Consider the following 12,356-nt stretch of genomic DNA (forward strand, 5'->3'; position numbering starts at 1 on the left):
ATTCACATGAAGCCGATCAAAATTGGCATTGGTGGCCCCGTCGGTGCCGGCAAGACCCAACTGGTGGAACGCCTGACCCGCGCCCTGGACGGGGAAGTGTCCAGCGCTGCCATCACGAACGACATTTACACCATCGAGGATGCGAAGATTCTGGCCGCCAACGGCGTGCTGCCGCTGGACCGCATCATTGGCATCGAGACCGGAGGGTGTCCGCACACCGCGATCCGTGAGGACACCTCGATGAATTCGGCCGCGGTGGCCGAGCTCGAGGCTCGGCACCCGGACCTTCAGGTCATCTTTATTGAGTCGGGCGGAGATAACCTCTCGGCCACGTTCAGCCCGGAGCTGGTGGATTTCTCCATCTACATCATTGACGTGGCACAGGGGGAGAAGATCCCGCGCAAGGCCGGGCAGGGCATGATCAAGTCGGATCTCTTCATCATCAACAAGACGGACCTGGCCCCCTACGTGGGTGCGGACCTGTCCGTCATGGAGGCCGACACCCTGGAATTCCGCGGCCCCAAGCCGTACTGCTTCACCAACCTGAAGACCGACGACGGCCTGGAACACGTGCTGAGCTGGCTCCGGCGGGACGTGCTGATGCTCGACCTGGAAGCGCGGTGACCCAAACCGCGTCTATAAGTGAAGGCGGACCGGCCTTCACTCCGCTGCCTTCGGGCCAATCGGCCGCGGGCGGCCTCGGCCTCCCTGGCGCAGCCTCCGGGAAACCCGGATCCGCCTCCGTGGGGCGCCTGGGGGCACCGCTGAAGTGGGCCGGCACTCTCTCGTTGTCCATTGACCGGCGCGAGGGACGCAACATCGCTGTCAAGCAGTTCCACGATGGCGCGCTCCGGATTCTGCGCCCACACTACCTGGATGATTCGGGGCAGGTTTGCTACGTCATGATCAATCCAGGCGGCGCGTTCCTGGGCGGCGACAAATACCTGATCGAGGTCTCGTTGGCCGACGGAGCCGACCTGCTGCTGACCACGCAGTCGGCCACCAAGGTGTACCGGACACCGGGAAACCGGGCGGAGCAGCACATGCGCATCACTCTGGGTGCCGGTGCACGGCTGGAACTGCTGCCCGATCCGTTGATCGCTTACCGCGAGGCGACGTACGGGCAGGTGACGCAGGTGGAGCTGGATCCGACTGCGTCGCTGGTCATGGCCGAGGTGGTGACACCTGGCTGGTCGCCGGACGGCGAGCTGTTCCGTTTCGACGAAATCCGCATGCGCAACGAGATCTCCACCAGCGGGCGCCTCATGGTCCTGGACAACCTGCTGATCCGGCCCGGCAAGGGGTCGCCCGTGGACAGCAGCTGCTTCATGCGTGAATACACGCATCTAGGTTCGCTGCTGGTGGTGGATGCTCGTGTGGAGCCGGGCCTCGCGGATGAACTGCACGCCCTGATGGCACCGTTGGACCCAGACGGCCAGCTCGGAATCACGCTGTTGGACGGTCCTGGGCTTGCCGTGCGGGCCCTGTCCCACTCGTCCGAGGCTTTGAATGAAATGCTTGCTGCCGCCGTGGACCTGCTCCGCGGGCGGTGGTACGGCCAAGGTCCTCTGAACTTAAGGAAATACTGATGACTGCCACTGCCCGCCTTGGATATCTGGACCGTGAAAAGCTCCCGGTCGCCCGAAGGATGGGGGTCACCTTTCTGGCCGTGGCACTGCTGCACATCATGGTTGTTGGACTGCTCGTATTTTCTCTGCTGCGCGATGTCAACCCACTGGCAATTGGCCTGGTGATCACGGCGTATTTGGCTGGTGTTAAGCACAGCTACGACTGGGATCACATTGCCGCCATAGATAATTCGAGCAGGAAGTTTGCGGCGCAGGGACGAGGGCCGGTGAGTGTCGGGTTCGCGTTCAGTATGGGCCATAGCTCCGTGGTCATGCTCGCTGGCATCCTCGTAGTCAGTGGTGCCAGCATCATGAGTTCCGTGTTGGATGAAAATTCTGCCGCGAACATGGCACTGGCCTTGTTCGGCGCAAGCGTTTCTGCGCTGTTCCTGCTGGCCATCGGCCTGTTCAACGGTTCAGCATTCCTGAAGGCCAACGTCCTCTACCGCCGCGTCCGTGCGGGTGGGACCGTTGACGACGCTGAGCTCGCTCCGACCGGCCTGGTGGCCCGCCTCATGGACAAGCCGCTTTCGAAGGTCAAGCGCCCCCGCGACATCTACGTCTTGGGGTTCCTGTTCGGTCTTGGCTTCGACACCGCTTCCACCATTGCTTTCCTGTTGCTGACAGCCTCGGCGGCATTGGCGGGCATATCCCCGCTTGCACTCCTGGCTTTGCCCTTGGCGTTCACGGCAGCCATGACCCTGTGCGATACGGCCAATGGCATGGCCATGATGAAGATGTACCGTTCGGCGGTGATAAACCCGGCACGGCGCATTGGGTTCAACATGGTGGTTACGGGTTTGTCGGCAACCTCTGCGCTCTTCATCTCGCTTCTGACGTTGACCACGATCTTGCATGACGCTTTTGGTCTCACCGACCCCTTCACTACCTGGCTGTCCAACGTGGACCTTGGCCACGCCGGTCTCGTCCTGGTGGGACTGTTCCTGCTGTTCTGGGCAGTTGCAGCCTGGGGATGGCGGCGAAATGCACGCTCCCTTTAAAGCACTAGAATTGATGGTTGCAAAGAACCTTGGTGGCAGCTATTGGCTGCCCCGCATCTTGATCATCTAGATAGGCCCATGAAGAAATTTATTCAGTTTTCCGTCCTTGCAATGGTGGTTGCCGGACTCGCTGCATGCAGCACCAACGTGCCAACCACAATCCCGGACGCCGCACCCAGTGCTTCAGCTACATCCACTGCATCGAAGCGTCCCGTTCCCGATGTTGTCGGGCTGAGCTACAAGGAAGCCTACGAAACTCTGGTCAAGGACGATTTCTACGCCCAGCTCGTAGATGAAACTGGATCCACGTGGACTACGGGAAGCCCCTGGAACGATGTAAAAGTGGCATCAACGGATCCCGCGGCCGGCACAATTACCGATGTGTCATACGTGAACGTACAACTGGAAATCACCCAGGCTGAGTACGCCGAACAGACAAAGGCTGCCAAGTAAGATTCATTGGCGAACGCAGGAAGTGGCCAGTTCCGCCTTCCACCCGCCAGGGTCGCTTCGCAATGCCTCCAGGGCGTCAACAGTAATCATCATCCAATGGACGGGCCCAAAAACTCCCATGAGCAATCTAACTGCAGAAACTAAAAACCAACCGTCATCGCAGGGGAGTCCCATCGATTCAATCGAGGGTGGGGACCGCCCGGGATCACCGAAGAACGAACTCAAGCGCGGGCTGAGCAGCCGCCACCTCCAGATGATTGCGATTGGCGGTGCCATTGGCACCGGGCTGTTCGTCGCCTCCGGCGGCACCATCTCGCAGGCTGGTCCCGGCGGGGCTTTGGCTGCCTACGCCCTGGTGGGTCTGATGGTTTTCCTGCTGATGCAGTCGCTGGGGGAGATGTCGGCCAAGATTCCCGTGGCCGGTTCCTTCCAGACCTACGCAACCCGCTTCGTGTCGCCGTCGTTCGGTTTTGCCATTGGCTGGAACTACTGGTTCAACTGGGCCATCACGGTGGCTGCCGAGCTGGTCGCCGCGGGCATCATCATGGACTTCTGGTTCCCCGATGTTCCCGGATGGGTCTGGGCCGGCGGCTTCCTGGCCCTGCTCACCGCAATCAACGCGCTGTCCGCCAGGGCATTCGGGGAGAGCGAATTTTGGTTGTCGTCGATCAAGGTGGTGGCCGTTATCCTGTTCCTGGTGGCTGGCGTGCTGATGATCTTCGGCATTCTGGGAGACAACTCCCCGGGGCTCAGCAACTGGCAAAACCGGGAGGACGTTTTCCACGGCGGCTGGGTTTCCATCATCTCCGTTTTCATGATTGCCGGTTTCTCCTTCCAGGGCACCGAGCTGGTTGGCGTTGCTGCGGGTGAGGCAAAGAACCCCCGACGAGAGGTGCCGCGCGCCATCCGCTCAGTTTTCTGGCGCATCATGATCTTCTACATCGGCGCCATCTTCGTCATCGGCTGCCTCGTTTCCTTCAATGACCCGAGCCTGCTGGCATCCGGCGAGGCCGACATTGCTGCCTCGCCCTTCACCCTGGTCTTTGAACGGGCAGGCATTGCCTTCGCGGCGGGCCTGATGAACGCCGTCATTCTTACCGCCATTCTTTCGGCAGGAAACTCCGGCCTCTACGCCTCGACCCGCATGCTCTACGCCATGGCGCATGACGGCATGGCCCCCAAGGTCTTCGGCCGCACGAACTCCCGTGGCGTCCCCATTGCTGCGTTGCTGGCGACGGCCGCCGTCGGACTCTTTGGATTCCTGAGCGCCATTGTCGGCCAGGGCACGGCCTACTCGTGGCTGCTCAACGTCTCAGGCCTGTGTGGATTCATTGTCTGGGCTGGCATCGCAATATCGCATTACCGCTTCCGGCGGGCATTCCTGGCCCAGGGCAACAAGGTCAGCGAGCTGCCGTACAAGGCATCGTTCTTCCCCGTTGGGCCGCTGCTGGCCTTCGCCGTGCTCATCCTGGTCATCGCCGGGCAGAACTATGAGGCTGTCCTGGCCGGCCGGGGTACAGAAGTCCTCTCCTCCTACATCGGGGTCCCGATGTTCCTCGGACTGTGGATGGTTCACCGTTTCGTCACCAAGTCCAAGTCGGTGCCGCTGCTGGAGATGGACCTGACAGGGCCAAGCGACGTGGAGGACTCGGACGGGACCCACTAGCGGCCCACGTTCGGTGCCGTCCGATTCCTTGACTGCGCGCTCCCGCCAACTACAGTAATTGGATACGGGAACCACGCTTGAAGGAGCATCGATGACTGTCCGCGCCGACCTGAACATCTCCCTTGACGGGTACGCCACAACTACTGACCAAACATCCGAGCATCCGTTCGGCCTCGACTGGGGACGACTCGTCGGCGACTACACCGCGACCAAGACGTTCCGCGAGCGGGTGTTGCACGATCAGAGCGGCGAGGGGACAACCGGCGTCGACGACCGCTACGCACAGGCCTACTTCGCCAAGGTCGGGGCCGAGATCATGGGGGCCGGGATGTTCGGCCTCCACAATTTCCCAGACGACCCCGACTGGAAGGGGTGGTGGGGCGAGGAGCCGCCATTCCGGGTGCCGGTCTTTGTGCTCACCCATGTTGAGCGTCCGCCGATCGTGATGGCGGGCGGCACAACGTTTGAGTTTCTCTCCGCCACACCTGTCGACGTGCTCAAACGGGCACAGGACGCGGCCGGGGGTGCAGATGTAAGGATCGGTGGCGGGGCAACCGTGGTTCGCGACTTCCTCAAGGCAGGACTCATTGACCAACTCCATGTCGCCATCACCCCGATCCTGCTGGGCCGGGGCATCCAACTCTGGGACGGGCTCCGCGAACTCGAATCCGGCTACGCCGTGGGTACCGAGGTTGCGGAAAGCGGCATAGTCCATGTAACTTTCCGCAGGATGTCCTGAGCAAGGTGCGCTGAGACAGCACTGTCACCATGCAGGCCAATACCTGCCGTCCGGGGACAGCCAAACTGGGAAAAAGCCTAGCGGACCAAGGTTCGAAGCCGGTCTTCGGGGACCGGGAAATCCAGCGTGTAGTAGATCTGAGGGGCGGTCATGTCGCCCCAATCGTCCTTCTTCACGCGGATTAGGCCCGATGAAACCTCGGCAATGCGCACCCTCAGCCAGTCGCCGCCGTCGAGCCGCAACTCGTGGGGGTCGGCCAGGTAGCTCAGTCCGAGCTCGTCGAGCGCCTCTTCGGCAATCATCCAGTCCACCACATCAGTCCTGCGGCGACCCAAAAGATCCATGGCAACAAACCCCTGGCCGGTGGGCTTTATCCACCCCACCAGCTCTTTGTCCTCGGCCCTGCGATGTTCAATCCAGTCAGTCTCCATTTCCCTAGGATATCGGCCGCACAATGAGGGTATGCGGAACTTTAACGAGCGGGCGAACGACATCGAAGGGCAGAGTCCTTTCGTTGTGGAGGCCATGGCCTCCACAGCACCCTTGTTGGCCGAGTAGGCCCCGTAGTTGGGGAACCGCAGCTGTATGGACAACTGGACATCCAGCCTCCCGGAGCACTGAGCCAACATCCCCAAAGAGCCACCAAACCACCCCCGTTCAGCTTGTCTATACATGAACAACACGCCAACGAATGTTCACCAGCAGGTGCACTTGAGTTGGTCAAGCGTTAGCAAGCGAACCATAGCCTTCTTGAGGCCGGTCCAGGGAAGACCCCTCCGGCGTATAGACCTTGCAGACCTTGAAAGGCTCCATCACCTCATGAAACTCTCACGCCGCTCTGTCTCCACAGCACTGCTGAGCATGGCGCTCCTCACCGGAACCCTGGCCGGGTGCTCCACTCCCACCGACAACGCCAACTCCGATGTCAACGCAGGAGCATCGAGTGGGAAGTTTGCCGTTGACGCAAACACCCTCGTCTTTGGTGTTGTCCCCGACTCGGTAGACACCGAGACAAACTACACACCCTTGATGGACTACATCTCCAAGCAGACCGGCAAGAAGGTCCAGTACCACGAGTCCACCGACTACGCCGCACTGATCGAGGCCGCCAACGCCGGCAAGATCGACGTCGCCTCCTTCTCCGGCTTCACCTACGTGACCGCGAAGAACCATGGCGCCAAGCTGACCCCCATCTCCTCCATCGTGACCAAGGCGGGCGAAGAGCCCGGCTACTTCTCCCAGGCCATCGCCCCCAAGGGCAGCAGCATCAAGAGCTACGCGGACATGAAGGGCAAGAAGATCTGCTTCGTTGACCCGTCCTCCACCTCCGGCTACCTGTTCCCGAGCTACAACCTGCTCAAGGCAGGCGTTGACCCCGCGAAGGACATCACCCCGGTGTTCGCAGGCAAGCACGATGTCAGCGTCCAGAAGACCGCCGAAGGCGTCGAGTGTGAGGCAGGCTTCGCCGAAGACAGCGAAGTGGTCAAGAGCGACAAGGTCCAGGTCATCGGTGAGACAAAGGTTCCCGGCGCGCCGGTCGTCATGTCTGCCGAGCTCCCCGCGGACCTGCAGACCAAGCTGACAGAAACCCTCAAGGAAGTCACGATCGATGCGATCATCGCGGCCGGCATCAAGAACGCCGACTCCGAGGCATTTCGCAGCGTCTTCCACGAGACCAAGCCCGTCACGGATGGCTACTACGACACCATCCGCGACATCTGCAAGACCACCAACGCCAAGCAGTGCCAGTAATAGCCAACACCGCGATTTCTGGACATAAGGAGCAACACCATGGGACACACCCAAAGCATGCCAACACCAGCCACTGTCGGCATTGAACGCGACAGCACAGTAAAAGTAGCCAACATCGTCAAGCGCTTCGGGGACAACCCGGCACTCGACGGCGTCAGCTTCGAGGCAGGCCGCGGGGAACTCGTGGTGTTGCTGGGCCGCTCGGGCTCCGGCAAGTCAACCCTCCTGCGGCACCTGAACGGCCTGGAAGTTCCAACTTCCGGCGCCGTCCAGGTGCTGGGGGAGGACCTGGCCGCCCTGAACGGTGCCTCACTTCGCCGGCTGCGAAGCCGGGTCGGCTTCATCTTCCAGCAGTTCGAACTGGTGCCCTCCCTGACGGTGCTGGAAAATGTTCTGACCGGCTCGCTCGCGGTGGTCCGCGGACCCCGCCTGGGGCTCTTTGGCTACGGCAAGGTTCGCCGACTCCGTGCCCTGGAGCACCTGGAAACCGTGGGCCTGCTTCAGATGGCATACCAGCGTGCCGACATCCTTTCCGGCGGCCAGCAACAGCGCGTCGCCATTGCCCGTGCCCTCATGCAGGAACCGGAAATTCTTCTCGCCGACGAACCCGTGGCCTCACTTGACCCCGAGTCAAGCGACCAGGTCATGAACCTCATCCGCGATATAGCCCGCGACAAGGGCCTCACCGTGGTGTGCAGCCTCCACCAGGTGGACCTGGCCTTGTCTTGGGCCGACCGCATCGTTGGCCTGCGCCACGGCAAGGTTGTGCTGAACACCGTCACCGAGGACATGACGCGTGAAGAAGCCATGGGCATCTACGGCCAGGTTGAGGTTGCCACCATCACCAGCGAGTTTGCAGCCATCGCCGAGGAACTGGACACCCCCGGCCACCGCGAGCGCATTGCCCGCGACCTCGCCGCAGCCCAGGAGAAGGCAGCTGCCGGGACGGGGACCGAGGCGCCGTGAGCACCGCAGCACTGACTCCGGGCACGCGTGCCCCCCAAAAAAGCATCGAGTCCCGAGCCCCCAAACGCAAGGCTTCCCCCGAGCGCATCAGCGCCACCATCACGCTCGTCGTCTTGTTCCTGTTGGCCATCCAGGCTTTGCAGGGCATTGGCATCTCCCCCACTGCAATGCTCGAGAGCAGTGAAAACGCCGAACGCTTCTTTGCCCGCGTTGGCGGCGTCACCTTTGCGCCACTGGGCGAACTGCTCCAGCTGACCGCCCTCACGGTGGGCTTGGTGCTGTGCGGCACGCTCCTGGCCGCCTTCATCTCGGTGCCGGTGGCGATCATCTCCGCCTCCAACACCACCCCCGGCCCGGCCTGGCGCATGGTTGGTCGATTCATCGGCGTACTCACCCGCGCCATCCCCGATGTTGTCCTGGCCATGGTCTTCGTCCTCATGTTTTCGCTGGGGGCCGTGCCCGGCATCATGGCCATCGGCATCCACTCCATCGGCATGATCTCCAAGATGTTCGCCGACGCCATCGAGCAGGTGGATGAGGGCCCCCGCCTGGCCATCCGCGCCACCGGCGGCACCAAGACCCAGGAGTTCGTCTCCGGCATCCTCCCGCAGGTCCTGCCCTCCTGGGTGGCCACCGTGCTCCACCGCAACGACATCAACCTGCGCGGCTCCGTCATTCTTGGCTACGTGGGCATCGTCGGCCTTGGCCGCGAAATGTCCTACGCCTTCAAGGCCATGGACTATTCCCTGGGCACGGGCTACGCCATCGTCATCTTCGCCCTCTGCGTGCTGATGGAAATCATCTCCAGCGCCGTGCGCTCCGCCATGCTGGGCCACACACCCACCGGCCGCGGCATTGGCGACCGGCTGGTCCGCCGCTTTGGCAAGAAGACCGCCCAGGCCACCATGGCCGACGTCGTCCGCTTTGCAACGCCCCAGGCGGCCATGCACCGTCCATGGAACCATGCACGACGACGCACTGCAGTTTGGGGGGCCGCCGCGGTTCTGGTGGTGGTTGGCAGCGTCTTCATCAGCGAGATCCAGTGGCGCGACTTCCTCACAGTGTGGGGCAAGATCCCCGCCGTGGCCATGCAGTTCTGGCCGCCGAGCTTTGGCAATTACGACTACACCACCATGCTGGAAGCCATGTGGCAGACAGTGGCCATTGCGCTGGCGGCAACGCTGCTGACGCTCGTTGCATCGGTAGTCATCGGTTCCCTCGCCGCCCGGAACGTGGCCCCCAACGGGCTGGTCCGCGGTTCCTCACGCCTGTTCTTGGTCGTCATCCGAGGCATTCCCGAGATCATCCTGGCCATCGTGCTGATTGTCATCACTGGCCTGGGCGGGCAGGCGGGCACACTGGCGCTGGCCATCTGCGGCGTCGGGCTGCTCGGCAAACTCATCGCCGACTCCTTCGAAGAGGTGAACCCCGGTCCCGAGCGTGCGCTTTCGGCCACTGGTGCCACCCGCCTTCAGGTGTTCTTCGGGGCGACGTTCCCGCAGGGCGTGCGGTCCCTGATCGGCCACACGTTCTACATGCTCGACACCAACATTCGTGCCGCAACCATCCTGGGCATCGTAGGCGGCGGCGGCATCGGCTACTACCTGCTCAACGCCGGGCAGGGCTCCAAGTATGGCGTGGTCACGGCAATTGTATTGATGATCTTGGTGACGGTCCTTGTGGTTGAAGGCCTGGCCATGTGGATGCGAAAGGTATTCAAATGAGTGTTACCCCTATTATTCAGGATTCCCCGGGCAAAGAAGCCGTGTCGGCCTCGGCGCCGCCGCGGCCCAGCGCACGGATCACTCTCTCACCGCCGCCCACGGCCATGGCGTGGATGAAGGTTGGCGTCCCGCACGAGCTCATGGCCGTGCCGGAGGTTTGCCTGGCCCCAGGCGACGCCCTCGTGGAGATCGAATTCGCCACGGTGTGCGGATCAGACCTCCACACTGTTTCCGGCCGCCGCTCGGCGCCCGTGCCGCTGGTCCTGGGCCATGAGCAAGTTGGCCGGGTGGTGGCCCTGGGCGACGGTGCCGTCCGGACCGACGGCACACCGCTGCGTGTGGGCGAGAGGGTTATCTGGTCCATTATGGTCTCGTGTGCCGAATGTGACCGCTGCCTCAGGAGTCTGCCGCAGAAGTGTCGCACACTGGCCAAGTATGGGCACGAGCAGGTCCGGCATGGATGGGAACTCAGCGGCGGTTTCGCCAGCCATGCGCACCTTCGGGCAGGGACGGCGATCGTCCCCGTGGCCGAATCCATGCCGCGGGAAATTGCCGCACCGCTGTCCTGTGCCTCCGCCACCGCGATGGCTGCGGTCGAGGCAGCGGCTGCCGTCACGGAACTGAAAGGTGCCAACGTGCTGGTCACGGGCGCCGGACTGGTGGGGCTAACAGTTACGGCCATTGCCGCCGACAGAGGCGCCCGCGTCATCGTTTCTGACCCGGACCCCCAGCGCCGTGCCACGGCCCTGCGTTTTGGTGCCGTGGCGGCGGTGGACCCCCTGCTTCCTGCCGGCTCACCGACCGCATTGCCTGCTGTGCTGACATCGCTGAGTCTGGACGACGGTCTGGACGTAGCCATCGAGGCCTCCGGTTCGGCCCCGGCCGTGGCGCAGGCCATCGCCTGCTTGGACATTGGGGGAGTAGCCGTGCTGGTGGGCAGCGTCCACCCCGTGGGGCGCGTTCCGATGGACCCGGAGGCCATGGTCCGCGGGCTCAAGACGATCCGCGGTGTCCACAACTACACGCCGCGCCACCTGGCCGACGCCGTGGCCTACCTGGAGGAACGCCATAACGCGTACCCCTTTGCCATGCTGGTGAGCACCACCTTTCCGTTGTCCGAGCTCGACGCGGCCATCGCGGAGGCGGCAACGGGCGGACACGTCCGGGTGGGCATCATCCCTTAGGACCCAGGACTCCTGAGCCGTGCAGCCGGGCACCTTCGCGAACACGTAATGGTTGCCCCCAAGCTCGAGTTTGGGGGCAACTATTGCGTGTTGACATCATTCGGTTCCTTGACGTGGTGATGCCTCGGCCGTGTAATGGGGACATGATCAAGCCCGCAGTGGCCGAAGCTGCCCAGCTCATGGCCCGGGTTTCAGCATGACCATCATCGTCCGCCCGGCCACGCCCGAGCGGTGGGACGACGTGGCCACCGTGTTTGGAACCCGTGGCAATCCGTCCTGGTGTGCCTGCCAATACTTCATCGATCCAGAATGGAACCGCGGAGGGGAAGCCAACATGCAATCCCTCCGCGAGCAGGTGGACTCCGCCAGACCCGCCCCGGGCCTAATCGCCTATCAGGACGGCGATCCGGTGGGCTGGATTCAGGTGAGCCCCAGTTCCCGATTCCCCAGGTTCAAGCCCCGCGGGCATGAACCCGACGACGGCGTCTGGGCTGTGACCTGCTTTGTGGTCCGCGTTGGCCACAGGGGAACGGGCGTGGCCACGGCCCTCCTGCACGGAGCCTTGGACCACGCCCGCGGCCACGGTGCCAGCATGATCCGGGCCCGCCCCTCGGACACCACCGTGGCCGACAAGAGCAACGCGGACCTGTTCACGGGCATTCTGAGCACTTTCGCCGCCGCCGGATTCACAGAGCTCAACCGCAATCGCAGCCGGGTCCTTGTGGAACTGAAACTGCCGTGACCGGCCCGGGCCCTTCGGCAATCCGACGCCAGGGGGCAGGAGCGATCCTCTGGTCACTTCTGGCAGTCCTGTCAATCGTGCTGAAGGTCAGGGGCCTTTTCATTTCAACGTTCATCCTGTTTGTCCGGGACCCCGTGTTTTATGAGGAAACACGCGTGGGGGATCAGCACATCCTGGCCGCCATTGCTGCACTGCCAACCGCAGCTGCGCGAATTGCCGGCGGCCTCGTGGACCGCGGCGACCGGCGGATTCGCTAGCTCCGTTCCCTGTCAGACGAGGGTGCACCCCCTTTGAACGTGGCTCCCCTGCGGCCCCCTCTTCCCCGTGTGAACCGCCACCCAACGCGAGCCGTCCCGATTGTTTAGCTTGCCCAAAAGAACGGTCATGTGTTCATTTAATGTTCATTTGAGCATTTTTACTGGACAGCCAGAGGGTGACTTGGGCCATACTGCTGGAGAACGCTTTCCCCTTCGATGGGGCATTCAATCCGAACATTGCTGG

General features: G+C 62.7%; 13 protein-coding genes. 12 read left to right on the top strand and 1 reads right to left on the bottom strand.

Annotation, left to right across the window (positions count from 1 at the left end; all coding sequences use genetic code 11):
• Positions 1-6 precede the first annotated feature (6 nt).
• The 6 genes from ureG to BLV41_RS06685 all read left to right on the top strand — a co-directional run bounded on the left by ureG (position 7) and on the right by BLV41_RS06685 (position 5,487).
• Positions 7-624: an urease accessory protein UreG gene (gene ureG / locus BLV41_RS06660; RefSeq protein WP_074711096.1), complete on the top strand. Its 618-nt coding sequence runs from the start codon at positions 7-9 to the stop codon at positions 622-624.
• A complete protein-coding gene (locus tag BLV41_RS06665; protein ID WP_244516771.1) occupies positions 621-1,589 on the top strand; it encodes an urease accessory protein UreD in 969 nt (322 codons plus the stop codon). Before ureG ends, BLV41_RS06665 begins: the two co-directional genes overlap by 4 nt.
• On the top strand, positions 1,589-2,629 hold the full coding sequence (locus tag BLV41_RS06670; RefSeq protein ID WP_074711097.1) for a HoxN/HupN/NixA family nickel/cobalt transporter: 1,041 nt from the start codon (positions 1,589-1,591) through the stop codon (positions 2,627-2,629). The genes BLV41_RS06665 and BLV41_RS06670 overlap by 1 nt, the downstream gene beginning before the upstream one ends.
• 78 nt (positions 2,630-2,707) lie before the next feature.
• A complete protein-coding gene (locus BLV41_RS06675; protein ID WP_074711098.1) occupies positions 2,708-3,082 on the top strand; it encodes a PASTA domain-containing protein in 375 nt (124 codons plus the stop codon).
• Positions 3,083-3,200: 118 nt separating this feature from the next.
• Positions 3,201-4,748, top strand: coding sequence for an amino acid permease (locus tag BLV41_RS06680; RefSeq protein WP_074711099.1), 1,548 nt, complete (start codon positions 3,201-3,203; stop codon positions 4,746-4,748).
• Positions 4,749-4,839: 91 nt separating this feature from the next.
• Complete coding sequence (locus BLV41_RS06685; protein ID WP_074711100.1) at positions 4,840-5,487, top strand: dihydrofolate reductase family protein; 648 nt, start codon at positions 4,840-4,842, stop codon at positions 5,485-5,487.
• 77 nt (positions 5,488-5,564) lie between these two features.
• On the opposite strand, the gene BLV41_RS06690 is transcribed toward BLV41_RS06685, so the two are convergent.
• Positions 5,565-5,918 (bottom strand): P-loop NTPase family protein, encoded by a 354-nt coding sequence (locus BLV41_RS06690; protein WP_074713154.1) that lies wholly within the window; start codon positions 5,916-5,918, stop codon positions 5,565-5,567.
• Positions 5,919-6,306: 388 nt separating this feature from the next.
• On the opposite strand from BLV41_RS06690, the gene BLV41_RS06695 reads away from it, so the two are divergent.
• From BLV41_RS06695 to BLV41_RS06720, 6 genes are all read left to right on the top strand, one after another.
• On the top strand, positions 6,307-7,239 hold the full coding sequence (locus tag BLV41_RS06695) for a phosphate/phosphite/phosphonate ABC transporter substrate-binding protein (RefSeq protein ID WP_074711101.1): 933 nt from the start codon (positions 6,307-6,309) through the stop codon (positions 7,237-7,239).
• A gap of 39 nt (positions 7,240-7,278) precedes the next feature.
• Positions 7,279-8,205, top strand: coding sequence for a phosphonate ABC transporter ATP-binding protein (phnC, locus tag BLV41_RS06700; protein ID WP_083360627.1), 927 nt, complete (start codon positions 7,279-7,281; stop codon positions 8,203-8,205).
• Positions 8,202-9,929: a phosphonate ABC transporter, permease protein PhnE gene (gene phnE / locus BLV41_RS06705; RefSeq protein ID WP_139244237.1), complete on the top strand. Its 1,728-nt coding sequence runs from the start codon at positions 8,202-8,204 to the stop codon at positions 9,927-9,929. Before phnC ends, phnE begins: the two co-directional genes overlap by 4 nt.
• Positions 9,926-11,113, top strand: coding sequence for a zinc-binding dehydrogenase (locus BLV41_RS06710; RefSeq protein ID WP_083360628.1), 1,188 nt, complete (start codon positions 9,926-9,928; stop codon positions 11,111-11,113). The genes phnE and BLV41_RS06710 overlap by 4 nt, the downstream gene beginning before the upstream one ends.
• 196 nt (positions 11,114-11,309) lie before the next feature.
• Entirely contained in the window at positions 11,310-11,855 is a 546-nt protein-coding gene (locus tag BLV41_RS06715; RefSeq protein ID WP_074711102.1) for a GNAT family N-acetyltransferase, read from the top strand.
• The gene (locus BLV41_RS06720) at positions 11,852-12,112 is read left to right on the top strand and encodes a hypothetical protein (protein WP_074711103.1); all 261 of its coding nucleotides are present in this window, start codon (positions 11,852-11,854) and stop codon (positions 12,110-12,112) included. Before BLV41_RS06715 ends, BLV41_RS06720 begins: the two co-directional genes overlap by 4 nt.
• The last annotated feature ends 244 nt before the right edge of the window (positions 12,113-12,356 follow it).

It is taken from the genome of Arthrobacter alpinus (genome assembly GCF_900105965.1).
In the GTDB taxonomy this organism is placed as follows: Bacteria; Actinomycetota; Actinomycetes; order Actinomycetales; family Micrococcaceae; genus Specibacter; species Specibacter alpinus.